The organism is Novosphingobium sp. SG707, from assembly GCF_012275515.1.
Lineage (GTDB): Bacteria > Pseudomonadota > Alphaproteobacteria > Sphingomonadales > Sphingomonadaceae > Novosphingobium.
Map to the genome: position 1 here is coordinate 99,134 of NZ_JAAZQL010000010.1, position 25,431 is coordinate 124,564.

Genomic DNA, 25,431 nt, shown 5'->3' on the forward strand with positions numbered 1-25,431 from the left:
TTCTCCTTGTCGCTGGTCCGACTATATCAAGCGAAGGCAAAGGGCAATCCCACAACTTTTGACTTCTTTCTTTTTCTTTCTTTTCTTCCGCAACCCTCTTGAAGGCGAAGCGCAATCCGGTTAGGCAAGGGGCAAGACATTTGCGATCAGCGCAAGGAGAGGATTTTCGTGGCCTTCAATAAGTTTGCGCCCCGGCGCGGCAGGCGGCTTGCGTTAGTCGCGCTGACCGCCTTGTCCGGCAGCCTTGCGCTTTCGGGCTGCAAAGTGCTGAGCCTTGAGGAGGCGCGCCAGATCCACATGCGCGAGAGCGGCGCCTTTGATGCCGACGCGGCGGTGAAGGAGGCATGGAATGCGCGCGTGATGCCGGGAATGGAAAAATCGGCCATCCTTCTGGTGCAGGCGCCGCATGACAATGCCGCTCATGCCGTTCGCGGTGAAGGCATCATCGCCGCCATCGACCGCGCCTCGCGTCAGGGTTCGGTGCTGGTCAATGTCGCGGGCGTGGGCGAGGTCCAGTTGATGCTGGGGCCGGTGATCGTTTCCACCGCTCTGCGCGACAGTCAGCCGTTTTTTGCCTTTAACGATATGCCCGATCAACTGGCCTATGCCGCCGTATCGCGGGGCCTGAATGCGCGTGCCATGGCGCAGGTCCGCCCGGTGGCCGAGCAATTGAAGCCGGGGATGAAGGTGGAATTCCTGGGCGCGGGCCAGCGTTCCGAAGATGGCGTGTGGCAGGTGATGCCGGTGCGCATCGTGGCGGGCGCGTGATGGCCGAGCTGATGCGGGCCTCCGGCGTGAAAAAGCGCTACGGCGGGGTCACCGCGCTGCATGGCGTGGATTTTGCCGTTGAGGCTGGCCGCGTCAGCGTGTTGATCGGCGAGAATGGCGCGGGCAAATCGACGCTGATGCGCATTCTGGCGGGCATCGAAACGCCCAGCGAGGGCGAGGTCCATGTCGATGGCGAGGCGGTGCGGCTGAACGGCGCGCGCGATGCGGCGGCGCGCGGCATCGGCATGGTGCATCAGGAATTGAACCTCTGCCCCAACCTCAGCGTGGCGGAAAACATCTTTCTGCTCGGCTCGCGAAAGGGCCTGCTCGACCGTTCCGGCGAAAGGCAAAAGGCGCGCGCCTTGCTGGCCCGTTTGCGCCAAAACATCGACCCCGACCGCCGCGTGGCCACGCTCAGCATCGGCGAGCAGCAGATCGTCGAGATCGCCAAGGCGCTGGCCGAGGAATGCCGGGTGCTGATCCTTGATGAACCCACCTCCGCGCTCAGCGAGGCCGAGGTCGAGGTGCTCTTCGAGGTCATCGGCGATTTGAAACGGTCGGGCGTGGGCATTGTCTATATATCGCACCGGCTGGAGGAATTGCTGCGCGTGGGTGACAGTATCACGGTGATGCGCGATGGACGGATCGTGGCGCGCAGCGAGGCGGCCGATGCCTCGGTCGGCTGGATCATCGAGACAATGCTGGGCGAGGAAGGGCGGCTGGAGCGCGCCAATGACCCCGCGCCGGAGGAAGGCGAGACGGTTCTGGCGATTTCGGGCGTTTCGCGCCGGCGCGACCGGACTTCGGCGGCGCTGCACGACATTTCGATGGAGGCGCGCGCGGGCGGCATTGTCGCACTTTACGGGCTGCTGGGCTCTGGGCGCACTGAATTGATGGAGGTCGCCTTTGGCGCCCGCGCGGCAAGCGATGGCACGATCACGCTGAAAGGCGAGGACATCACCCGGCTTTCGATTGCGCAAAGGGTCAAGCGCGGCTTGCTTTTCGTTTCCGAGGATCGCAAGGCGCAGGGCCTGTTCGCCAATCTGGACGTGGGCCGCAACATGGCGGTCAGCGATCTGGCCAGCTTTGCGAAAAAGGGCGTGATCCGGGCCGCCAGCGAGCAGGGCGCGGTGGGGCGGATGATCGCCCGGCTGGGGGTAAAAACCGCCTCGGCCCGCACGGCGATCACCGCGCTGTCGGGCGGCAATCAGCAAAAGGCGCTGATCGGGCGGGCGCTGATGCCCGGCCCTGCAGCGCTGCTGCTGGACGAACCCACGCGCGGCATTGACGTGGGCGCGCGCAGCGAAGTTTTCGCCACGATCCGCCAACTGGCCGCCGACGGGCTGGCCGTGGTCTTTTCCACCTCCGATGTGCTCGAAGCGCTGGCCGTGGCCGAAAGGATCATCGTCATCGCCAAGGGGCGCATCACCCTCGACATTCCGGTGGCCGAGGCGACCGAGGCGCGCCTGATCCGCGCCGCCAATGCGGCAGCAGCAGCATGACAGAAGGTAAGATATTGACAATGAACGGCGCAGGTCAGGCAGTTAGCTCGGATTATGCGATGACCCTGCTGCTGAAATTCCGCACGGTGCTGGCGCTGGTGCTGGTGGTGGCGATCTTCGCGGTGCTGGCGCCCAATTTCCTGACCGTGGCCAATGCGCTGATCATGCTCAAACATATTGCCATCGTGGCCATTCTGGCGATCGGCATGTCCTTCGTGATCCTGACCGGGGGCATCGACCTTTCGGTGGGGTCGATTGCGGGGCTGGCCGGGATGGTGGCGGGGGCGTTGATCATCAACGGCCTGCCGCTGACGGCGCTGGGCGTGGTGGTCTATCCCTCGGTCCCGGCGGTGGTGGGGCTGGTCCTGCTTGTGGGCGTAGGGATCGGGCTGTTCAACGGGTTGCTCATCAACCGGTTTCAGGTCGCGCCTTTTATCGCCACGCTGGGCACGCTCTATATGGCACGCGGCGCGGCCATGCTGATGTCGAATGGCGAGACCTTTCCCAATCTGATCGGCAATCCGGCGCTGGGCAATGAGGGCTTTTCGCGGATCGGCGCGGGGCTGTTGCTGGGTATTCCGGCGCCGGTTTGGCTGCTGGCGGTGATTGCGGCGGGGGCGGCCTTTGTGGCGGGCTCCACCACCTTTGGCCGCCGCGTCTATGCCGTGGGCGGCAGCGAGCGCGCCGCCCTGCTCTCGGGCGTGCGGGTCGATCAGGTAAAATATGCGGTCTATGCGATTTCCGGGGCCATGGCGGCGCTGGTGGGCGTGCTGATCGCCTCGGATCTGGTTGCCGCCCATCCGGCCTCGGGCGAGAGTTTCGAACTCAACGGCATTGCCGCCGTGGTGCTCGGCGGGGCCTCGCTGACAGGCGGGCGCGGCACGATTGTCGGCACGCTGATCGGCGCCTGTGTCATCGGCGTGCTGGGCGACGGAATGGTCATGGTGGGGATCAGCGAATTCTGGCAGATGGTTATCAAAGGCGGCGTCATTGTGACGGCGGTGGTTCTTGACCGTCTGCAGGAAAGGCTGGGTTGACGATTATGGCGAACGAAAAAGGCGCGGCGAAGAAGGCAGGCGGCCATCAGGACGAACCGCGCGGGGCGCTGCGCCGGTCCGAAGGCGGCACGGCCCGCTTTGCCGAAGGCCGCCGCGCCGAAATCATGGAATGGATCCGCGAAGAAGGCAGCGCCCGCGTGCGCGAATTGTCCAAAGCCTTTGGCGTGTCGGAAGTGACCATTCGGCAGGATCTCGAACGGCTTGAGGCCGACGGTCATGTCGAGCGCGTCCATGGCGGCGCTTTCCTGAAATCCGTGCAACAGCAGGTCCGATCCATGGCTTTGCAGCATCACGAGAATATGGACGCGAAAAGCCGCATCGGCGCGGCGGCGGCGGCGCTGATCGAGGATGGCGAGACGATCACACTCGATTCCGGCTCGACCACGACGCAGGTGGCCGCCCATCTGCTGGAGCGGCGCGATCTGACGGTCATCACCAATGGGTTGAACATCGCGCTGATGCTGGGCGCCCAGCCCTCGATCACCGTGCATATGCCCGGCGGCCAGTTCAAGGCCCCCACCCTCTCGGTCAGCGGCGAGGGATCGGCGGAGTTCTTTGCCGGACTGTTCGTGCGCCGCCTGTTTTTGGCCGCCGCCGCCGTTTCGGTCGAGGAAGGCATCTCGATCCCCTCGCTGGGCGATCTGCCGATCAAGCGGGCGATGATCGCCAGCGCGGAAAAGGTCTATCTGCTGGTCGATTCCACGAAAATCGGGCGGCGTTCGTTTTCATCGGTCGGGCCGGTCACGATGATCCACGCCCTGATCACCGACAGCGGCATTTCGGACAACGACAAGGCCCGCTTTGAACGCATGGGTATAGAGGTCATTATTGCATGAAACGGTTGCGAGCGGGTGGGTTACGGATTGGGCTGATGGCGCTGGCGCTTGCCGCTCTGGGCGCATGTGGGCATGATGCCAAACAGGCCCGGCTGATGGTCATCATCACCCCCTCGCTCGACAATCCCTTCTTTGGCCAGGAGGCCGCAGGGGCCGAGGCCAAGGCGCGCGAACTGGGTTATCAGACGCTGAAATTTTCCCATGGCGATGATGCGTTCAAGCAGAGCGAATTGATCGACACCGCCATTGCCCGCAACGCCTCGGCCATCATTCTGGACAATGCGGGCGCGCAATCCAGCGTGGCAGCGGTGCAGAAGGCCCGCAATGTCGGCATCCCGGTGTTCCTGATCGACCGCGAGATTGCCGCGCGCGGCATCGCCACGGCGCAGATCGTTTCGAACAATTATCAGGGCGCGATGCTGGGCGCGCAGGCTTTTGCGCAGGCGATGGGCGAGAAAGGCCCCTATGTCGAACTGGTCGGCAAGGAATCGGACACCAATGCCGCGATCCGCTCCAAGGGCTTTCACGAGGTGCTGGACCAATATCCCGACCTGCGCATGACCGCGCGGCAAAGCGCCAACTGGAGCCAGTCCGAGGCCTTTACCAAGGTCCAGTCGATCCTTCAGGCGCACCCGGAAATCAAGGGCGTGATCGCGGGCAATGACACGATGGCCATGGGCGCGATCGCCGCCTTGCAGGGCGCGGGGCGCGGCGATGTCGCGGTGGTGGGCTTTGATGGCTCGAACGATGTGCGCGATGCGATTTCCGACGGCAAGGCGGCAGCCACGGTGCTGCAGCCGGCATGGCGTCAGGCGCAATTTGCGGTCGAACTGGCCGACAAATATCTGCGCGAGGGCAAGACCGGACAGGCTGAAAAGCTGATTATGGACTGCCTGCTGATCACGCGCGCCAATGCCGCGCAGCTCAGCAATTTCGCGCTGAAATAACCCATTCCATCCAAACGGGGAATCCTGATGAGCAAGCTGACCTTCGGTGCCGGTATCTGGCACTTTGCCACCTATGTCGACCGCTATGCCACCGATGGCTATGGCCCGGCCAAGTCGCTGATCGAGATGATCGATCTGGCAGGACAAGTGCGCGATCTCTCGGTGGTGGACATCAATGCGCCGTGGAGCGCGGATGTCTCGGTCGATGAAGTCGAAGTGGCACTCAAGCGCAACAACCTGTCGGTGATCGGCATCACGCCGGAAATCTATAACCGCGAATTTTCCAAGGGCGCCTTTACGAACCCCGACGCAGGCATCCGCCGCCGTGCCAATGAAGTGTGCAATGATGCGGCCAATCTGGTGCGTCGCTTTGGCGCCTCCTATGTCAAGCTCTGGCCGGGTCAGGACGGCTGGGATTATCCGTTTCAGGTCGATCACAAGCAATTGTGGCGCCATTCCATCGAGGGCATCTGCGAACTGGCCAGCCAGAACCCGGACCTTAAATTCGTCATCGAATACAAGCCGCGCGAGCCGCGCGTGCATATGAGCTATGGCTCGATGGCGCGTACGCTGCTGGGGATCGAGGCGATGGGCGTGCCCAATGTGGGCGTGCTGCTCGATTTCGGCCATGCGTTGTTTGGCGGGGAAAGCCCGGCGGATTCGGCGCAATTGGCTATCGACCATGGCCGCCTGTTCGGCATGGACGTGAATGACAATCTGCGCGCCTGGGACGACGACATGGTGGCGGGCACGGTCCACCCCATCGAATTGTTCGAATTCTTCTACACTTTGCGCAAGAACAACTGGGAAGGCGTTTGGCAACTCGACCAGTTCCCCTTCCGCGAGGATTGCGTCGAGGCGGCCGATATGGCCATCGATTTCCTCAAACATATCGACGCCTCGCTCGACCGCCTCGATTGGGACGCGCTTGCCGCCGCGCAAAGCCGTCAGGATGCGATGGGCGCGCAGAAGATCGCCCGACAGGCGCTGTTCGGCTTCTAAAGCCCACGACGCTGTTAAACACGGCAGGCCTGTGGCAAGGATGCAGGCGGGGTGATGGCCCCGCCTGCATTGCTTTTACGAAAGAACGTCATGACCGCGGCCAAACCTGTGCATATTCCCTTTGGCCTGCTGCTGGTGCTGGCTGGCCTCAGCGCCTTTGCCCCGCTTTCCATCGACATGTATCTGCCCGCGTTGCCGGTGATGGCGCGCGATCTGGGGGGCAATGCGGCGCAGGCCTCGCTGACGGTGGCCTCCTTCTTTGCGGGCCTGTGTTTCGGGCAATTGGTGCATGGGCCGCTGTCCGACCGGATCGGGCGGCGGATGCCCTTGCTGGGCGGGCTGGTGCTTTATGTCGGCGCGGGGGCCTGCGCGGCACTGGCGCCCACTATCCCGGTGCTGATCGCCGCGCGCTTTGTTCAGGCCTTTGGCGGCTGCGCCGGGCTGGTCGTTTCGCGCGCCTCGGTGCGTGATCGCTTCACCCCGCAGGAAAGCGCGCAGGTCTTCTCGCTCCTCCTGCTGGTGATGAGCATCGCCCCGATCATCGCCCCGCTGATCGGCAGTTGGCTGCTGCTGCTTGGCACATGGCGGTTGATCTTCTGGCTACTGACGCTGTTTGGCGCGAGCGTGGCGGTGGCCACTTTCTTCGGCCTGCCCGAAACGCGCTCGGAACAGACCGCCGCGCAGGCGCGCAGCGAATCCCCGTTTGGCGCCTATCGCGCCATTCTGGGCGAGGCGCAGGTGATGGCCTATGCGCTGACCGCCGGTTTTTCGCACATGGGCCTGCTGACCTATCTGGCGATTTCGCCCGATGTGCTGGTCACCGGCTTTCACCTCTCGCCGCAGACCTATGGCTGGGTGATCGCCACCAACGGACTGGGGCTGGTGACCACCAACTGGATCAACCGCCGCCTGCTGGCGCGGATCAGCTATGACACGATCCTGCGCTGGGCCAATCTGGGCAGCATGACGGCCTCGGCCGTGCTGCTAGCCGATGCGGTTACCGGGTTTGGCGGGCTGCTGGGGATCACCATCCCGCTGTTTTTCATGGTGGCGATGATCGGTTTTACCCAGGCCAATGCGATTGCCGGCGCGCTGGCCCGCGATCCGCAAAGGGCCGGGTCGATCTCGGCGCTGGTGGGCTTCATGCAATTTGGCGGCGGCGCGCTGGGCGCGGCGATTGCCGGGGCGTTTCATGACGGCACGGCACGGCCGATGGCCATGGTGATCTTTGCCGCCTATATCTGCGCCGGGGTCGCGCTGCGCGCGCTGGCCCGGCGACGGTAGGATCAAATAACAGGGCCGGGGCGCATCACGCCCCGGCCCTCATCATCACATGGCCAGTTTCAGGCCGATGTAGAACGAACGCCCGATGGCGTCATAAAGCGCCGTATCCGTGCCGTTCTGCGAGCTGGCGACATAGGGCAGGCTCTTGTCGAAAAGGTTGTTCACGCCCGCGCGCAGTTCAAAGTTCCGGTTGACCTTGACCGAGCCGAACAGGTCCCACAACTGGTAAACACCCACGCCCACCTGCGTGTTGGCAGGGGTCAGCACCGCGCTCGTGTCCTTCATCCCGCTCTGATAGCGCCAGCGCAGGCCCGCGCCGAACACGTCATTCTTGATGCCGAAGGTGGTCAGGGCGCGCCATTCCGGCGTGGCGCGCGGCGGCACCGATCCGGGGTTCGACCCGCCGACGCTGACGCCGGTGTAATCGAGGAAAGCGGCGCCCGGCAGCAATTGCACCTTATAGGCATGGAGCCAGCCGATCGCGGTGTCGATATAGACCTTGCCGCCCGCGCCCAGCTTCGAGGCGCGCATGCCCCAATGGATCTGGGCCTCGATGCCATCGGTCTTGACCGCGCCCAGATTGAGATAAGGCGTCGAAACAGTCAGCAATTGACCGGTCGAACTGTCACGCGAAATCAACTGGCAATAGGGGTTATTGGTCGCATAGCCGGGGTTCGAGCCGTCCAGATTGTAGCATTTCGACAGCACGGTCAGGCCCGGAACCGAGGAAATCACGTTCTTGATGTTGATGTTGTAATAATCGACCGACAGCGAAAGTTCCGAGAGCGGCCCACTCTGGAACGGCGAGTTGAGCACGATGCCGATATTATAGGTATCGGCGGTTTCGGGTGTCACACCCGAATTGCCCGCCACGGTCTGGCCGGTCGCGGTGGTGGGGAACTGATAGCTCGAGAGCAGCGCCGAAGGCACACCCTGCGCGGCGCAGAGCGTGGCGACCTGCGCGCCATTGGCCCCGGTGCGCGCCGTCGAACGCACATCGCAAGGATCGCCGAGCGAAGAGGGCGGCGTGCCGATGACCAACTGCGAGCCCGAGGGCGGCGAGAACAGTTCGCCGATGTTGGGCGCACGCACCGCGCGCTGATACGAACCGCGCACCAGCAGGTTGCGCAGCGGGCGCCAGCGCGCATCGGCCTCATAGGATTTGACCGAACCGGTGACCGAATAATCGGAAATACGCCCGGCCGCGCCCACCGCCAGTTCCTGCGCCCAAGGCTTGTCGGCCAGCAGGGGGATGTCGATCTGGGCGGCAAATTCCTTCACCGAAATCGCCTTTTTCGGCACGCCGATGGTGGCGGTAAAGCCTTCGACATTGGCCCCCGGCGCCCATCCGCTCAGCGCCGTCATGTCGGTGTCGGGGGTGAAGGAATAGGTGTTGCGGCGATAATCGGCCACCAGCGCGATCTGCGCCGGGCCCGCGCCCAGATCAAACAACGAGCCGTTGACCTGGCCCTGAACCTGCGTCTGGCTCAGGCGTTCCTGGCTGAACGTATCCTTGGTGATATAGGTGCGGCAGGCCGCCGAGAGCGAGCGCGCATTGGCATCGCCAAATGGATTGAAACCGCCCGCGCAAATCGAATTGCCGCCATCGGCCGCGTTCAGCAAAGTCTGCACCCGGCTTTTCAGCACGGCATTGTGCATGATCTGATTGTGGATCGACTGATCATAGGATGCGTAAACATCAAAGCTCCAGCCGCCGCCGATCTGGCCCTTCAAACCGGCCAGATATTGCTGGACCTGATAGTTTTCGTCCCAGTTCTTCCATGGAACACCCACATAGCGCGCGTTCCAGTTGAAATTGGCCGTCGGATTGGCGCGCGAGGCAAGGATCGTGCGCAGATCGCTCGGGATGAAGGGGTTGGAAACCGGAATGGTGGTCAGCGTGGGGAACTGGGTCAGGCTGCCGCCGCTGTTGGTGTTGACCGACAGATCGACGAACATGAACTGGCCATAGGCGGTCAGGCTGGGAGTCAGCTCGAAATCGCCCTTGATAAAGGCAGTCTTGCGGTCCAGCGCGTTGAGCAGATTGCCCTGCTGGCCCACCGGCATACGCACATTGTTGCCCACCAGCGCATAGCCGTTGGTGCCGTTGGCGCCCTTGTAGTTCTGCGCTCCGTTCTGGACGAACAGCGTGCCGTCATTGTTGAAGCCAAGATTGGCCAGTTGATAATTCGCCGGCAGGCTGGTCACGCCATAGCCGGCAAAGATGCCCTGAACCACGGCCGGATTGGGTTGGTTGCTGGCGCTGGGCACATAGGTGCCGGTGCCGATATAGGACGAGGGCACCTTGTCCATGAAGAAGGAGCGCGAATTGTTCGCAACCGGGTCCTGCTTGGCATAGCTGAAGGCGGCGATCAGATGGCCGCGATCATCGGCGAACTTGGTGCCCAGCGCCAGCGAAGCATTGAACTTGAACGCGTCGCCCTGCTGGCTGATCGAGTTCATGATGTCGGCCTTGATGCCTTCGAAATTGCGGATAGTCTTGAAATTGACCACGCCCGACATGGCATCCGAACCATAGACCGCCGAGGCGCCCCCGGTGATCGCATCGACGCTGGAAATGATCGCATCGGGCAGGATGTTGACATCGACATTGCCGTTGATGTCCGACACCGGCAGACGGTGGCCGTCGAGCAGCACGAGGTTGCGGTTGGTCCCAAGCCCGTGAAGGTTGATCGAGGCGCGGCCGCCACCGCCCTGACCGCCGGTGGCCGCATTGCCGCCCACGGTAAAGCTGGGCACCTGATTGAGCGCGTCCTGCAGCGTGGCGGCGCCCGATTCCTTGATCGTTGCCTCGCCCACCGAAACGATGGGGCTGACGGCGGTGTTGTTGGGCCGCTTGATGAGCGATCCGGTAACGACGATTTCCTGTGCCTTTGCCGCATCGTCGGCCGCCATCGCGGGCGTGCAGAAGCCCGCCGAAAGGCCGATCAGGCTGGCGGACACAATGAGACTCTTTCTGGCGTATGACATCTGGCACCCCTCCCGTTCGCGCTCTTTGAAGCGTTGAGGGCCGGATAGAAAAGGCTCTGGCCAAGGTCAATGAAATATGAAACTAACCGTTTCGTTACCTAAAAGATGTGATCGCAAAGACACACGAGCGCCGCGCTGGAGAACGGTCAGATGCCCACAAAATTAAGACGCCCCAATGCCGCGCTCGCCATGGTCACCGCGCTGTTATGCGTCGTCTTTTTCACCGGCGCCCCCCTGCCCGCCCGCGCCGCGCAGGCCGCCCCGGACGCCTGCGCCCCGGATGAGGAACTGGCCTATGTCTGCGGCGCCGAAAGGCCCGAGGACATACTCGCCCTGCCCGGCACACGCTGGCTGATCGCCAGCGGCTTTGCCAAAGGGGCCGGGCTGAAACTGATCGATTCGGCGGCGCGCAGCATGGAATTCTGGTATAAGGGTTCGCCCGATCAGATCGCCCCCGATACCGCTGCCTATCCCCATTGCCCCGGCCCGCCCGATGCCGCGTTGCTCAATGATCGCGGGCTTAACCTGCGCGCCATCGGGCGCGATCGCTGGCGCCTGCTGGTAGTCAATCATGGCGGACGGGAATCGGTCGAGGTCTTTGAGATCAACGCCGCCGCAGACCGCCCTAGACTTCTATGGCGCGGCTGCATCCCCATGCCTACAGGACAGGTCGGCAACAGCGTCACCAGCTTTGCAGACGGGCAGATTTTGGCCACTGTACTGACCCGGCCGGGCACCACCATCGCCGATTTCGTGCTGGGCCGCGACACAGGCGCGGTATGGTCATGGCGCCCGGGCGAACCGGCCTTCCACGAGATGCCCGGCACCGCCCTGCCCGGCAACAATGGCATCGAAAGCGACCCCGACGAACGCCATTTCTACACCATCGCCTTTGGCCGACACGCCGTAGAGGTGTTTGACCGGAACGATCCGCACGGGCCGGTGCGGCGCATCGTCGCCCCTGACTTCATGCCCGACAATATCCATTGGACCGCCGGACGCCTGCTGCTGGCCGGGATGCGTTATGACGAACCGGCCTGCGGGGGCCTGCGCAAGGTGGTGGATGGCGTGGCCGACCCGATGCTCTGTCCGCGCGGCTGGATCGTGGGCGAGGTCGATCTGGCGCAGGGGCGGATCGCCACCATCGCCTATGGCACCCCGCGCAAGCACTTCAACGGCCTGTCCGCCGCCGCAATCATGGGGCGCGAATTGTGGCTCGGCTCGTTTCAGGCGGGGCGGATCGCCATCGCCACCCTGCCCGTGCCCAAACCTGTTTCTCCTTAGCCGCCACGATAAGTGTACTATTTAGTACATCAATTTCCGACCGCTTTGCGATAGCGCGCATCCACCACGCCCCAGTCGATATTATGCATGAAGGCATCGACATATTTGGCCGCCGCCGCGCCATAATCGATGGCAAAGGCGTGCTCATACATGTCCAGCACCAGAAGCGGCGTGCCCGTCACCGGCCCGTTGGTGTGGTCCCATGCCCAGTAATTATGAAGAGATTTCGTATATTGGTTCCAGGCCAGAATGCACCAGCCCGACCCTCCGGCAAGCGCCATGGCGGTGCGGCGGAATTCAGCCTCCCAAGCCTCGAAACCGCCATGGCTTTTGGCCAGAGCCTCGCGGATCGCGCCCTTGGCCTGTCCATCGCCGCCCAATTGTTCGAAATAGAGTTCATGCAGGATGACCGAGCCGGTACGGTGCAATTCCTCGCGTTTTAGATCGCCATAGATGACCGGGGGCAGATCCTTGTCGGCCATCGCGGCGGCAAGGCGGCCCTCAACCATGTTGAGCGCTTTAACCGAGCCCTGATAATTGTTTTCCCAATGCGACCGGATCAGCTTTTCCGACAGGCCGGTCAGTTTGGTCGCATCAAAGCCCAGCGGTTTGGGCTGATGTCCACCGGCAAAGGCGGGCGCGGGGGTCGCGCTCTGCGCGCTGGCCTCGATGGGCGCGGCGGCGGCGGCCATGCCCAGCGCAATGCTGCCCAGCGCGTTACGGCGGGAGATGTCAGTCATGGTCAAACTCCTTTCACGAGATATGCGAGAGCAACCAGCCGCCAGCGGCGGCAGCGGCCAGAACGGGGATAACATTCCATTTACGCCCAATCACCGCCCATGCCGATAGCGCAGCGATCAGACCCGCCCGCCAATCGAAACTGGCCGGAACGGGCAGGCTGAAACCGGGCCAGACCGGGCGCAGGTCATGAAACAGCACCTGAAGCGCGAACCATGCCGAGAGATTGGCGATCACGCCCACAATTGCGGACGTCACCAGCGCCAGCGCGCCTTTGAGCAATTGGGCGCGCTCCAGCCGCTCGATCCACGGGGCCAGCGCAAAGACCCAGAGGAAGCAGGGCGCAAACGTCACCCATGTCGTCAACCCCGCCCCCAGCAATCCGGCCACCAGCGGCGTGAAGGGAGCAGGCGTGCGGAACGCAGCCAGATAGCCGACAAATTGCGTGACCATAATCAGCGGCCCCGGCGTCGTTTCGGCCAGCCCCAGCCCATCGGCCATTTCAGCGGCGGTCAGCCAGTGCTGCGCCGAAACCGCCTGCTGCGCCATATAGGCCAGCACCGCATAGGCCCCGCCAAAGGTGACGACCGCCAGCTTGGAGAAAAACACCCCCACCCGCCACAGCACATGATCGCGGCCTAACAGCGCGAAAACCGCCACCATCGGCGCGGCCCATGCCAGCGCGCCGATCAGCACCGCGCGAACACTGTAACCCCAGGGGCGCGGCGTATCGGGGGGCGATCCCGCCTCGCCCTTCAGCCCCAGCAGCGCCGGGCGCCAGCGCGCCGCGATCCAGCCGATCGCCCCCGCCCCGATCACCACCAGCGGAAAGGGCGCATTGAACAGGAACAATGCAACGAAGGATAAGACCGCCGCAAGTTTACGAAACGGCGTCCCCAAAGCGCGGCCAGCAAGGCGCAGCACGGCCTGCACCACAATCGCCAGCACCGCCGCCTTGATCCCCAGAAACAGCGCGGCAAACCACGCCAGATGCGCCGCCGCGCCATAGAGCATCGAGAGCGCCAGAATGACCAGCGCGCCGGGAATGACAAACAGCAGCCCCGCCGCCAGCCCTCCGCGAATGCCGTGCAATTTCCATCCGATCCAGATCGCCAGTTGCTGCGCCTCCGGCCCCGGCAACAGGTGGCAGAAGTTGAGGGCGTGGAGATATTGATCCTCGGTGATCCAGCCGCGTTCCTCGACCAGTTCGCGGTGCATCAGCGCAATTTGCCCCGCAGGCCCGCCAAAACTGAGGCAGCCGATGCGCGCCGATACGCGCAGCAATTCGGAGAAATCGGGATGTTGAGATGAGGCCGTCATCTTGCGTCCAATACCTTTCCGCCCGCAAAGGCAGGCCGGAGAAGGCAACACTTGGGCTGACGCCTGACCGGGAGGTTGCTTTATCCCGATAAGCCCAGCATTAATTCCGCCGTGCGCGCATCGCAACAGCTTTGACGCGGAAAAACAAACAGGAGAGATCGATGATGAAGGCATATGCTTTGGCGATGGCGGCTGGTCTGGCGGCGTGGGGCAGCCCGGCAATGGCGCAGGCTCCCGCCTATCAGACCATCCATCTCGAACAGGATGTCGCCCGTCCGGCCGCGCAGGTCTGGGCGCGGATCGGCAAGTTTTGCGATATTGGCGAATGGCTGCATACGCCCTGCCGCTTGGTTGCGGGCAAGGATGGCGAGGTGGGCGCGGTGCGTGATCTCAACAATGGCCGGATCATCGAGGTGATCGTCGGGCGGACTGACCTGTCCTATACTTATGCGATGCCCGACGGCATGGTCGAGGGGCAAGGCTTCTATCACGGCAATCTGGCGGTGGTGCCGGTGTCGAAAACGACCTCGCGCCTCGTCTATTCGATCCTTTATCTGGACAAGGGCGCAGGCGATGAGGCGGGCATCAAGGAGCGCCGTGAAAAGCGGGTGCAGCGCTTTGGCGAGGCGCTCAAGACCATGAAGACATTGAGCGAGGCCAGTCGCTAGTTCACCGCGATAAGTGATTGCGGCCAAACGGATGCTGGCGTAGCGCTGCACGCGCAACATGCGAAAAGGCCGAGCGTATGACCGATGGGCTGCTTGATCTGGCAAGAATGGACGAAGCGGCGCTCTATCGCCATTTCGACAGTTCGTCGGGCGGGCTGACAGAGCAGGCGGCGCAGGAGAAGCTGGACATCATCGGCCCCAACCGGATTGCCGATGATGTCCGCCTCTCGGTCCTGCGCGAGATCCTGCGCCGGTTGATGACCCCGCTCAACGGGTTGCTGCTGGGGCTGGCGGTGACGTCATGGGCGCTTTCGGATTATCGCTCGGCCATTGTCATTGCCATCATGGTGCTGCTCAGCGTGGGGCTGGGCTATGTTCAGGAGCATCGTTCGAGCATGGCCGCCGCGCGGCTGAAGCGCATGGTGCAGGTCCATGCCAGCGTGAAGCGCGCCACGCCCGATTTTGCCGAAATGCCGCTCGAAGTGCTGGTGCCGGGCGATATCGTGCGTCTGGCGGCGGGCGATCTGATCCCGGCGGATCTGCGTTTGCTCAGCGCGCATGACCTGCATGTCAACGAAAGCTCGCTGACCGGCGAGGCGATGCCGGTGGAAAAGCGCAGTTCGCCCGATGCCGATGCCGCGGCCCCCTTCGATGCGCCCAACCTGTGCTTCATGGGATCGAGCGTGGTCAGCGGTTTTGCCGAGGGGATCATCCTGAAAACCGGCCGCGCCACCTATTTCGGCGAAGTGGCCAAACAGATCACCGGCGCCGACACCACCAGCAGTTTTGATCGCGGACTGAACCAGTTTGTCGCGCTGATGCTGCGTTTCATGGCGGTGCTGGTGCCTTTGGTGTTCATCATCAATGGCGTGACCAAGCATAACTGGCTGGAGGCTTTGTTCTTTGCCGTGGCGGTGGCGGTGGGGCTGGCGCCCGAAATGCTGCCGATGGTGGTGACGATGAATCTGGCGCGCGGGGCGATTGCCATGTCGCGCAAGCGGGCCATCGTCAAACGCTTGAACGCGATCCAGAATTTCGGCGCGATGGATGTGCTTTGCACCGACAAGACCGGCACGCTGACGCAGGACCGGGTGGTGCTGAAGCTCCATCTGGATGTTGAAGGCCGCGATAATCGCGATGTGCTGGCCTATGCCTGGCTCAACAGCCGGTTTGAGAGTGGCCTACGCAATCTGATGGACGAGGCGATCCTCGAACATGGGGGGCAGGAAGAGCATCCGATCTCGGCGGGCGATTATGCCAAGCTGGACGAATTGCCGTTCGATTTCGTGCGCCGCCGCGTTTCAGTGGTGGTGCGCCGCCCGGAGGGCGAGGCGCTGCTGGTCTGCAAGGGGGCGGTCGAGGAGGTGCTGGGCATCTGCACCCAATTCCGCAAGGGCGAGGAGGTGATGTCCTTTGCCGGGCCGCAGGCCGAAGCGATCCATGCCGTGGCCGAAGGGCTGAACCGCGACGGCTTCCGCGTGCTGGCCATTGCCTGCCGCACCATGCCCGCGCTGGCCGAGGGGCAATATTCAGTGGAGGACGAGCGCGATCTGACGCTGATCGGCTTTACCGCCTTCCTCGATCCGCCCAAGGAAACCGCAGGCCCGGCGATTGCCGATCTGCAAAAGGCGGGCATCACGGTCAAGGTGCTGACCGGCGACAATGATCTGGTCACGGCCAAGATCTGCCGGGACGTCGGGCTGGACGTCGGCCAATTGCTGCTGGGCCGCCAGATCGAGGCGATGAGCGATGCGGAACTCGCCGCGCAAGCCGAGGTCACGCAGGTCTTTGCCAAGGTTTCGCCCACGCAAAAGGCCCGCATCATTGCCGCGCTTCAGGCCAATGGCCATGTCGTGGGCTTTCTGGGCGACGGGATCAACGATGGGCCCGCGCTCAAGGTGGCCGATGTGGGCATCTCGGTCGATACGGCGGTCGATATCGCCAAGGAATCGGCCGACATCATCCTGCTGGAAAAGAGCCTTGCCGTGCTGGGCGATGGCGTGACCGAGGGGCGGCGGGTTTTTGCCAATATCATCAAATATATCCGCATGGGGGCCAGCTCGAATTTCGGCAATATGTTCAGCGTGCTGGGCGCGTCGATCATCCTGCCCTTCCTGCCGATGGCGCCCTTGCAGGTGCTGACCAACAATCTGCTCTATGACTTTTCGCAGACCACCATTCCCACCGACAATGTCGATCCGGAGTATCTGGCAACGCCGCGCCGCTGGGAAATCGGCAATATCGCGCGCTTCATGCTTTTCATCGGGCCGATGAGTTCGATCTTCGATTACGCCACCTATTTCACCATGCTTTTCATCTTCAACGCTTGGGCCGATCCGGCGTTGTTTCAGACCGGCTGGTTCGTGGAATCGCTGCTCACGCAAACGCTGATCATTCATATCATCCGCACCGCGCGCATCCCCTTCCTGCAAAGCCGCGCCAGCAATGCGCTGATCGCCACCACGCTGATCATCTGCGCGATCGGCGTGGCGCTGCCTTTCTCGCCGCTGGGGGCAACGCTGGGATTCAAGCCGCTGCCTGCGCTCTACTGGCCGATACTGGCGGGTTTCCTGCTGGCTTACGGCGTGCTCACCCATATGGTGAAGGTCTGGTTCTTCCGCCGCTGGGGCGGATGAACCCCTGACCGGCCGGACCTGTCGCCTTGTCAGCCGATCTGATCGACGATGGTCTCCATCACGACAAAGGTCGACGTGCTGGCCACATGAGGCAGGCTGGAGATCTTTTCACCCAGCACCGCGCGATAGGCGGTGATGTCGGAGGTGCGGACCTTGAGCAGATAGTCAAAATGGCTGGCCAACATATGGCATTCCTCGACCTCCTCCACCTGCAACACCGCGCGGCGGAAGGCTTCAAGCGCCTTTTCGCGCGTGTCCGACAATTTGACCTCGGCAAAGGCGATATGGCCCATGCCCAGCCGAACCGGGTCGATCACCGCGCGAAAGCCGCGTATATAGCCGTCATCGACCAATCGCTTCAGCCGGATCTGGCAAGGCGTCTTGGACAGGCCCACCCGCCGCGACAATTCGGCCACAGTCATGCGCGCATCAATGCGCAGTTCCTCAATCATTTTGCGGTCGATCTGGTCGATCGGGCTATTGTCCATCGCGGATCTCCATTATCGGCCTAAATTATGGCCCATCTTTATCCGATTGGCATGGCATGATAGGCTCCTTTGGTCGAAACGCCTAGACGCGATGCGATAGGCTTGCCCCGTCCACCCCATGACGGAAATGCGCCGATGACCGATGCTCCTTTTGCCCATTTCGCCCCCGCACTGGCCGCGCCCTCCCCTCTGCGCCGCGCAATCACGGATGCCACGCGCCGGGCCGAAGCCGATTGCATCGCCAAGCTGATCGAGGCGGCGACCGCGCCCGAGGCGATGCAACCCGCGATTGCGCAAACCGCCTGCGCGCTGGTGTCCGCCCTGCGCGCCAAGGGGCAGCGCGGGGGCGTCGAAAGTCTGGTCAAGGAATATGCGCTTTCCAGCCAGGAGGGCGTGGCGCTGATGTGTCTGGCCGAGGCGCTGCTGCGCATTCCCGACAATGCCACGCGCGACGCGCTGATCCGCGACAAGATCGCGCGGGGGCAATGGCAGGCCCATCTGGGCGCGGGGCGCAAATTGTTCGTCAATGCGGCGACATGGGGCCTGATCGTCACCGGGCGGCTGGTGGGGGCCAACAGCGACGGTTCGCTGGGCGCGGCGCTGACGCGGCTGATCGCGCGGGCGGGCGAGCCGCTGATCCGGCGCGGGGTCGATCTGGCGATGGAATTGATGGGCGAGCAATTCGTCACCGGCGAGACCATCGAGGAGGCCCTGAAACGCGCCCGCAGGCTGGAGGCGCAGGGCTTTGCCTATAGCTATGACATGCTGGGCGAGGCGGCGACCACGGCGGCGGATGCGGAGCGCTATTGGCGCGATTATGAAAACGCCCTGCACGCCATCGGCAAAGCGGCAGCGGCGCGCGGCCCCTATGCCGGGCCGGGCATTTCCATCAAGCTCTCCGCGCTCCACCCCCGCTATGCCCGCGCGCAGCAGGATCGGGTGATGGGCGAACTCCTGCCTCGCGTGCGGGCGCTGGCCATTCTGGCGCGCGATTATGACATCGGCCTCAACATCGACGCCGAGGAGGCTGAGAGGCTGGAAATCAGCCTCGACATTCTCGAAGCCCTCGCGCTCGATCCCGATCTGGCGGGATGGAACGGGCTGGGCTTTGTGGTGCAGGCCTATGGCAAGCGGTGCCCCCATGTCATCGACTGGATCATTGATCTGGCGCGCCGCACTCAACAAACGGCCAACAGGCGGATCATGGTGCGGTTGGTCAAGGGCGCCTATTGGGACAGCGAGATCAAGAAGGCGCAGGTCGATGGGCTGGCCGATTTCCCGGTCTTTACCCGCAAGGTCCACACTGACGTCTCCTATATCGCCTGCGCGCGGCGGTTGCTGGAGGCGCGCGATGCGGTGTTCCCCCAATTCGCCACCCATAATGCCCAGACTTTGGCCGCGATTTACCATCTGGCCGGACCGGATTTCACGCCGGGCGATTGGGAATTCCAATGCCTGCACGGCATGGGCGAGCCGCTGTATGAAGAGGTCGTGGGCGCGGGCAAATTGAACCGCCCCTGCCGGATCTATGCGCCGGTGGGCACGCATGAAACATTGCTGGCCTATCTGGTGCGGCGCCTGCTGGAAAATGGCGCCAATTCCTCCTTCGTCCACCGCATTTGGGAGGAGAGCCTGAGCCCGCAGGATCTGGCGCAGGCTCCGGTGCAGGAAGCGTTGGCCATCGAACCTTTTGGCTCCCCCCATCCGGCGGTCGCCCTGCCCGCGCATCTCTATGGGCAAAGGCGCAATTCCGCCGGGCTCGATCTGGCCAGCGAGAGCGTGCTGGCGGCCCTCTCGCGGGATTTGCAGGCCAGCGCGGGCCGGGAATGGCGGGCCGATCCGATGATCCCCGGCCTGTCCGTCATCCGGCCGCCGCAGGATCTGCGCAATCCGGCCGACCGGCGCGATCTGGTGGGACGGGTCAGCTTGACGCTGGAGCGCGATGTGCCGTTGGCTTTTGCCAATGCGCGGCGGGCGGCGCAGGGCTGGCGCGAAACGCCCGCTGCGCAAAGAGCCGCGATGCTGGAACGCGCCGCCGATCTGCTGGAGGAGCAGGCCGGGCTTTTGCTGGGCCTCATCATCCGCGAGGCGGGGAAATCGGCGGGTAATGCTGTGGCCGAAATCCGCGAGGCGGTCGATTTCCTGCGCTATTACGCCGATCGGGCACGGGCGACGCTGAACGAGGCCCATACGCCCATCGGCCCGGTAGTCTGCATTTCGCCATGGAATTTTCCGCTGGCGATCTTTGTCGGGCAAATCGCCGCCGCACTGGCTGCGGGCAACCCGGTGCTGGCCAAACCGGCCGAGGAAACCCCGCTGATCGCCGCGCAGGCGGTGCAGATCCTGCATCAGGCGGGCGTGCCGATGGGGGTGCTGCAAATGCTGACCGGGGCGGGCGAAATCGGCGCGGCGCTGGCGGCCCACCCTGATGTGGCGGGCGTTCTGTTCACCGGATCGACGCAGGTGGCCAAGCTTATCCAGCGCGAATTGGCGCGCCATGATGGGCCGCCTGCGGTGCTGGTCGCGGAAACGGGCGGGCAGAATGCGATGATCGTCGATTCATCGGCGCTGGCCGAACAGGTGACCGGCGATGTCCTGTCCTCCGCCTTCGACAGCGCGGGGCAGCGCTGCTCGGCGCTGCGCATCCTGTGCCTTCAGGAGGATATTGCCGAGCGGCAGTTGACGATGCTGAAAGGGGCCTTGGGCGAATTGCGGGTTGGCAATCCCGATCGCCTCTCCACCGACATCGGCCCGGTCATCACCGAGGAAGCCCGCGAGGCCATCGCCGCCCATATCGAGCGCCTGCGCGCATCGGAATGCCTCGTCTGGCAGGCCCCGCTGGGCGAGGAAACCGGCCATGGCAGCTTTATCGCCCCCACCATCATCGAGATCGAAAGCATCGACCAGATCGGCGGCGAGGTGTTCGGCCCGGTGCTCCATGTCCTGCGCTATGCCCGCGAGGATCTGGGCGCGGTGGTCGAGGCGATCAATGCCACCGGCTATGGCCTCACCTTCGGGCTGCATACACGGCTGGACGAGACCATCGCCGAGGTGACGGGCCGGATCGCGGCGGGCAACATTTATGTCAACCGCAACACGATCGGCGCGGTGGTGGGGGTGCAGCCCTTTGGCGGGCGCGGCCTGTCGGGCACGGGGCCCAAGGCGGGCGGGCAGCTCTATCTGGGGCGGCTGGTACGGGAAAGGCCCGCGCTGGATCTGCCCCCTGATGGGACCGCCGAACTGCCAGGCCCGGTGGGCGAACGCAACCTTTACCGCCTGCATCCGCGCGGGCGCGTGCTGGCGGCGGCGCATAGCCAGGAGGGCATGGCGGCGCAGATGGCGGCGGCGCGCGCGGCGGGCAATCAGGTTGACCTGCTCTGGCTGGGCGAAGGCCCCGCCCCGGCAGGCGCGATAGCGGCGCTGCCCCGGATCAATCCCTATGGCGCGGTGCTGATCGAGCCGGGGCCAAACACCAATACCCTGATGCAGCAGATCGCGGCGATGGAGGGGCCGATCCCGCTGATCCAGCAGGGCGATGATCAAGGGCATTATCGCCCCGATTGGCTGGTCGAGGAGCAGACTGTCTCGATCAACACCACGGCAGCCGGGGGCAATGCGGCCCTGATGGCGCAGGTGTAACGATCACCCTTTCGCCGCGCCTTTTGCAGGCGCATAAAGGCCGCCTGCAGCCCGGAGAGCCAAGCCCATGGAAATCGCCCTGAAAACCTATCGCATTCCCGAGGGTAAAAGCGTCGACCTCAAAAAGCGCAAGACCCATGTCAGCCCGGTTTATGAATCCAAGGCCGATTACGAGGCGATTCTTGCCGACCATGTCGCCCGCCTGGCTGACCTGCAACAGCGCCATTATGCCGCCAATGCCCATGGGCTGCTGATCATCTTTCAAGCGATGGATGCGGCGGGCAAGGATGGCGTGATCCGCCATGTCATGTCGGGCGTGGGGCCGCAGGGCTGCGGGGTCTTCGCCTTCAAACGGCCCAGCGATACCGAGTTGGAGCATGATTTCCTGTGGCGCGCAGTCGGCAAATTGCCCGCGCGCGGCGAAATCGCGATCTTCAACCGGTCCTATTACGAAAGCGTTCTGGTGGTAAAGGTCCACCGCAACAGCCTGAGGGACGAAATTGGCCCCGATGGCGCGCCGGGCGCCCAGCTCTGGCAGGACCGCTATCGCTCGATCCGCGATTTCGAACGCCATCTGCATGTCAACGGTACGCGGATCGTCAAGATCTTCCTGCATGTCTCCAAGGAGGAGCAGCGCCAGCGCTTTCTGGCCCGCATTGACGAGGCGCACAAGAACTGGAAAATGACCCCGGCCGATATTGAGGAGCGCCAGTTCTGGAAGGACTATCGCCGCGCCTATGAGGCCTGCATCGAGGCAACCAGCACCAAGGAGGCGCCGTGGTATGTCGTGCCCGCCGATGACAAGGAAAACGCCCGGCTGATCGTCTCGCAGATCGTGCTGGATGCGCTGGAAGGGCTACGGCCGGAATACCCTGAAATCTCGCTGGAACAGCGCGGACAATTGCAGGCAATCCGCGCACAATTGCTGGCCGAGGGGGAATAGCCCCACGGCCGGAGCAATCATCACAGGATCGCGGCAACCCCGGCGCGCGCGATCTGAACATCCTGTTCCGATTTCACGCCCGACACGCCCACCGCGCCGACGAAATCACCATCGACCACAATCGGCACGCCGCCTTCGAGCATCGCCTGCAGGGCTGGCGCCGTCAGCATCGAAACGCGGCCGTTGAGGATCAGATCCTCGTAAACCTTGCTCTCGCGGCGGCCCATGATCGAGGTCACCGCCTTGGCCGGGGCCATATGGGCGGTGCTGGCCGAGGCGCCGTCGAGGCGCAACTGGCCCAGCAGATGCCCGCCATCGTCCACCACCGCAATCGACACCGCCCAGCCATTGGCAAGAGCTTCGGCCTCGGCGGCGGCCAGGATCGCCTTCACATCGGCGGTTTCAAGAGTGTGCTTGGTCTTCATCGGGGGAGGTATCCGTTTCTGGTGTTGCGGCGGCGCGCTTAGCACAGAGCGGCCGATGCGCCAGAAATGAAAACGGGCGCGGGATGTTCTCCCGCGCCCGCCATCCGATCAGAACTTTGCACCGACCCTTGCATAGATCTGGCGCCCGAAGGGGTCCGAGATCGAGGGCAGATAGCCGTTGAACTTGGCAAAACCGGGGGCCGTGTCAAAGGCGTTGATCATGCCCGCGGTAAAGCTGAAGCGGTCATCGGCGCCAAAGCTCTTGGTATATTGCACGTCGAACACCGAGAAGGCCTTGATCCGGTCGGTGGGCGCCGCGCCAAGGTTCAGCCCGTAATCGTCCAGCACGCCCGACGTATAGCGCCATGTGATCGAGAGATCATGCGTGCCATAGGCGAAATCGGCGCCCGCCACGCTGCGCCAGCGGGGCGCGGCCGAGGCCGAACCGGGCGACTGGTTGAAGGCGTTGCGATAGCCGATGCCGTCATAGACCACGCTGCCCGTATCGATGTCATATTTGAGCAGGTAGGTCACCGCATCGCGCAGCGTCACCTGCACTTTGCCCACATTGAACCCATATTGCGCGGCAACGTCGATGCCCGACGTCTCGGTGCCGCTGGTGGCGTTAAAGCTGGTGACGTTGATGGTCTGGGCCGAGCCCGTCGTCGTGTCGCGGATCACCGCGCTCGAGTTCGGATTGGCGCTGATCACCGCCTGCGCGCCCTGCGTCTGGATCTGGTTGTTATACTTGAACTGCCAGAAATCGACCGACAGGCGCATCTTGGGCACGGGCAGGAAGGTCGCGCCAAAGTTGAACACATCCGCCGTCTGGGGCTTCAGGTTTGGATTGCCATAGGTGGCAATGGTGCGGAACGTGGTAGTGCCATCCTTGGGGTCGGTGATATTGCCCACGCCCGTACTGATCAAAGCGTTCGAGCTGTTGGCAATCGCAGGAGCCTGAAACGCCCGGCTGAGCGAACCGCGCAGCGAGATCTGGGGCAGCACGCGCCAGTTGACCGCCAGTTTCGGCGCGGTGGAGTTGAAGCCGCCGTAATCTTCATAACGCGCCGCCGCATTGACGTTCAGCCCGTCGATCACCTCGTAATTAGCCTCGACAAAGGCGCTTTTGACATTGCGCGTATAGGAATAGTTGCGGGCCGGGCCGATGAAACCGCCAAAGCCCGACAGCAGCAGATCCGAATAGATCCCGCGCGACTTTTCCTTGCGAGCCTGAACGCCCACGGCCACGTCAAGGCTATGCCCGTTGATCGTCACCAGCGAGCCATTGGCCACAGCCTCGCCCACGAAATATTCGTTCTTGTAATCGGAGAACTCGTCGGTCTGCAGATTATAGAGCAGCGAGGGATCCTGCTTGGCATTGTCCGACTGGAACGGGCTGTAATAGAGGCAATTGCCCGCACCGGCCACCGCGCCAGAGCCTGCACCGTTAAAACGGATGTTGCAATTCGGCCCGCCATAACCGTTCAGCGCGGCCTGAAACAGGTTCATGTCGGTGTCTTTGTCGCGGGCGATCGTGTGGCTGCCCGAATAGGTGGCCGAGACCGCATATTTCCAGTCGTTGAACAGCTTGCCCCGCGCGCCCAGCACGTAATGCTGCTGGTCCACGGTGTCGCGCATCACGCGATATTGATAGGTGCCGGCAAAGCCCTGTGCGCCGATGGCGCGGCCAAGAAAGCCGATGGTCACGCCAAAGGGATTGTACGGATTGCTCGCGGGCATCAGCGGCGGGGTCGCGCCATTATGCGTCTGGGCATAGGAGGGCACGCCGTAACGGCTGGAATCCTGATGGTAATAGCTCAGCTCGGCATAGATAGTATGGCCGGGTGCGACCTCGAAGGTCGTGTCATTGTGAATGTTCAGGCTCTTCGACTGGGGCCGGATCGGGTTTTGCGCTTGATAGGAATAGGCGCAATTGCCAAGGCCAAACGTCGCGCCCGCCGTGGGCAGATAGAGGCTCGACGTGCCCGACAGGCCGCAATTGGGGTCCACCACGGTCAGCGTGCCATTGGCGGCCTTATTGGCGTCATACAGCGCGGTGTAATTGTTGCCGTTGATGATGACATTGCCACCGGTGCTGGTCTGCGGGCGGCCATAAAGGACGAAGCGGCCCGGATAGCCGGTCGTCGAGGCGTTGAAGAAATTGGTGACCGCGCGGTCGCCGTTCTGCAGATTGTCCTGAAAACGATAGCTGGCCGAAAACACGCTGTGGATGCGGTCATTGCCAAGGCCGACCATCGCCTGAACGTTCCAGGCGGGCGACTTGTCCATGCTGATGAATTGGGCCGACATTTTGACGCCGGTAAACTTGGTGTTGGTGATCAGGTTGAACACGCCCGCCACCGCATCCGCGCCATAGGTGGATGAGGCGCCATCCAGCACCGTTTCCACCCGATTGACGGCAATATCAGGCGTCAGCGAGTTCAAGTTGACATAGCCGTCGCCCGCCTGCGGCGTCACGCGCCGGCCGTTGAGCAGCACCAATGTTGCGCCCGAGCCCAGCCCGCGCAGGTTGGCCGAACGCGTGTCGCGCGTGTCGGCCCCGCCCTTTTGCAGATCCTGCATACCGCCCGTCGAGCCGACATTCTGCGGGATAAAGCGCGTCAGATCGCCGATCGAGGCCACGCCGGTCTTTTCCAGCGCCTTGCTGTCCACCGACACGATGGGCGAGGCGCGGTCTTCCTGACGCACATTGCCCAGATACGAGCCGGTGACAATGATTTCCTGGGGCTTGGTTTCAGGCGCGGTCTGCGCCATCGCGGGCGCGCCCGCCAAGGCCAGGCCTGACAGCCCGCCCATCAACAGCGCCCTTGTCGAAGAATTCATGATTTCGCCCTCCCTGCACACCGCGCCGAGAGGGGCGAGAATGCAATCGGGCACAGGC

Annotated in this window: 18 protein-coding genes; 12 read left to right on the forward strand and 6 right to left on the reverse strand. The window is 63.4% G+C overall.

Annotated elements, in window-relative coordinates:
* Positions 1–168 precede the first annotated feature (168 nt).
* The 7 genes from FHW92_RS21760 to FHW92_RS21790 all read left to right on the forward strand — a co-directional run bounded on the left by FHW92_RS21760 (position 169) and on the right by FHW92_RS21790 (position 7,397).
* Positions 169–768 carry a DUF2291 family protein gene (locus FHW92_RS21760; RefSeq protein ID WP_168605388.1) on the forward strand — a complete coding sequence of 200 codons (600 nt, stop codon included), beginning with the start codon at positions 169–171 and terminating at the stop codon, positions 766–768.
* Positions 768–2,270: a sugar ABC transporter ATP-binding protein gene (locus FHW92_RS21765; protein WP_168605389.1), complete on the forward strand. Its 1,503-nt coding sequence runs from the start codon at positions 768–770 to the stop codon at positions 2,268–2,270. The genes FHW92_RS21760 and FHW92_RS21765 overlap by 1 nt, the downstream gene beginning before the upstream one ends.
* 59 nt (positions 2,271–2,329) lie before the next feature.
* Positions 2,330–3,307 (forward strand): ribose ABC transporter permease, encoded by a 978-nt coding sequence (locus FHW92_RS21770; protein ID WP_210428642.1) that lies wholly within the window; start codon positions 2,330–2,332, stop codon positions 3,305–3,307.
* A gap of 5 nt (positions 3,308–3,312) precedes the next feature.
* Positions 3,313–4,164 carry a DeoR/GlpR family DNA-binding transcription regulator gene (locus FHW92_RS21775; protein ID WP_168605391.1) on the forward strand — a complete coding sequence of 284 codons (852 nt, stop codon included), beginning with the start codon at positions 3,313–3,315 and terminating at the stop codon, positions 4,162–4,164.
* A gap of 35 nt (positions 4,165–4,199) precedes the next feature.
* Positions 4,200–5,111, forward strand: a complete 912-nt coding sequence (locus FHW92_RS21780) for a D-ribose ABC transporter substrate-binding protein (protein WP_168605392.1) — start codon at positions 4,200–4,202, stop codon at positions 5,109–5,111.
* 27 nt (positions 5,112–5,138) lie between these two features.
* Positions 5,139–6,113 carry a TIM barrel protein gene (locus FHW92_RS21785; RefSeq protein ID WP_168605393.1) on the forward strand — a complete coding sequence of 325 codons (975 nt, stop codon included), beginning with the start codon at positions 5,139–5,141 and terminating at the stop codon, positions 6,111–6,113.
* A gap of 90 nt (positions 6,114–6,203) precedes the next feature.
* Positions 6,204–7,397 (forward strand): multidrug effflux MFS transporter, encoded by a 1,194-nt coding sequence (locus FHW92_RS21790; RefSeq protein WP_168605394.1) that lies wholly within the window; start codon positions 6,204–6,206, stop codon positions 7,395–7,397.
* A 45-nt stretch (positions 7,398–7,442) separates the two neighbouring features.
* Here FHW92_RS21790 and FHW92_RS21795 read toward each other — a convergent pair whose 3' ends face one another.
* Positions 7,443–10,361, reverse strand: a complete 2,919-nt coding sequence (locus tag FHW92_RS21795) for a TonB-dependent receptor (protein WP_349237733.1) — start codon at positions 10,359–10,361, stop codon at positions 7,443–7,445.
* 177 nt (positions 10,362–10,538) lie between these two features.
* Between FHW92_RS21795 and FHW92_RS21800 the strand changes: the two genes are divergently transcribed.
* Positions 10,539–11,672 carry a hypothetical protein gene (locus FHW92_RS21800; protein WP_246870349.1) on the forward strand — a complete coding sequence of 378 codons (1,134 nt, stop codon included), beginning with the start codon at positions 10,539–10,541 and terminating at the stop codon, positions 11,670–11,672.
* 29 nt (positions 11,673–11,701) lie between these two features.
* On the opposite strand, the gene FHW92_RS21805 is transcribed toward FHW92_RS21800, so the two are convergent.
* Positions 11,702–12,412, reverse strand: coding sequence for a Fe-Mn family superoxide dismutase (locus tag FHW92_RS21805; RefSeq protein ID WP_246870350.1), 711 nt, complete (start codon positions 12,410–12,412; stop codon positions 11,702–11,704).
* Positions 12,413–12,425: 13 nt separating this feature from the next.
* The gene (gene chrA / locus FHW92_RS21810; RefSeq protein WP_168605397.1) at positions 12,426–13,730 is read right to left on the reverse strand and encodes a chromate efflux transporter; all 1,305 of its coding nucleotides are present in this window, start codon (positions 13,728–13,730) and stop codon (positions 12,426–12,428) included.
* A gap of 161 nt (positions 13,731–13,891) precedes the next feature.
* On the opposite strand from chrA, the gene FHW92_RS21815 reads away from it, so the two are divergent.
* Together FHW92_RS21815 and mgtA are read left to right on the forward strand one after the other, a co-directional pair.
* A complete protein-coding gene (locus tag FHW92_RS21815; RefSeq protein WP_168605398.1) occupies positions 13,892–14,398 on the forward strand; it encodes an SRPBCC family protein in 507 nt (168 codons plus the stop codon).
* A gap of 77 nt (positions 14,399–14,475) precedes the next feature.
* The gene (gene mgtA / locus FHW92_RS21820; protein WP_168605399.1) at positions 14,476–17,034 is read left to right on the forward strand and encodes a magnesium-translocating P-type ATPase; all 2,559 of its coding nucleotides are present in this window, start codon (positions 14,476–14,478) and stop codon (positions 17,032–17,034) included.
* A gap of 29 nt (positions 17,035–17,063) precedes the next feature.
* On the opposite strand, the gene FHW92_RS21825 is transcribed toward mgtA, so the two are convergent.
* The gene (locus FHW92_RS21825) at positions 17,064–17,522 is read right to left on the reverse strand and encodes an Lrp/AsnC ligand binding domain-containing protein (RefSeq protein ID WP_168605400.1); all 459 of its coding nucleotides are present in this window, start codon (positions 17,520–17,522) and stop codon (positions 17,064–17,066) included.
* A 135-nt stretch (positions 17,523–17,657) separates the two neighbouring features.
* Between FHW92_RS21825 and putA the strand changes: the two genes are divergently transcribed.
* Both putA and FHW92_RS21835 read left to right on the forward strand, forming a co-directional pair.
* A complete protein-coding gene (gene putA, locus FHW92_RS21830; RefSeq protein ID WP_168605401.1) occupies positions 17,658–21,161 on the forward strand; it encodes a bifunctional proline dehydrogenase/L-glutamate gamma-semialdehyde dehydrogenase PutA in 3,504 nt (1,167 codons plus the stop codon).
* A 67-nt stretch (positions 21,162–21,228) separates the two neighbouring features.
* Positions 21,229–22,104, forward strand: a complete 876-nt coding sequence (locus FHW92_RS21835) for an ADP-polyphosphate phosphotransferase (protein WP_168605402.1) — start codon at positions 21,229–21,231, stop codon at positions 22,102–22,104.
* 20 nt (positions 22,105–22,124) lie between these two features.
* On the opposite strand, the gene FHW92_RS21840 is transcribed toward FHW92_RS21835, so the two are convergent.
* Both FHW92_RS21840 and FHW92_RS21845 read right to left on the reverse strand, forming a co-directional pair.
* A complete protein-coding gene (locus FHW92_RS21840; protein WP_168605403.1) occupies positions 22,125–22,529 on the reverse strand; it encodes a heme-binding protein in 405 nt (134 codons plus the stop codon).
* Between the two features lie 108 nt (positions 22,530–22,637).
* Positions 22,638–25,373: a TonB-dependent receptor gene (locus FHW92_RS21845; protein ID WP_168605404.1), complete on the reverse strand. Its 2,736-nt coding sequence runs from the start codon at positions 25,371–25,373 to the stop codon at positions 22,638–22,640.
* Between the last annotated feature and the right edge of the window lie 58 nt (positions 25,374–25,431).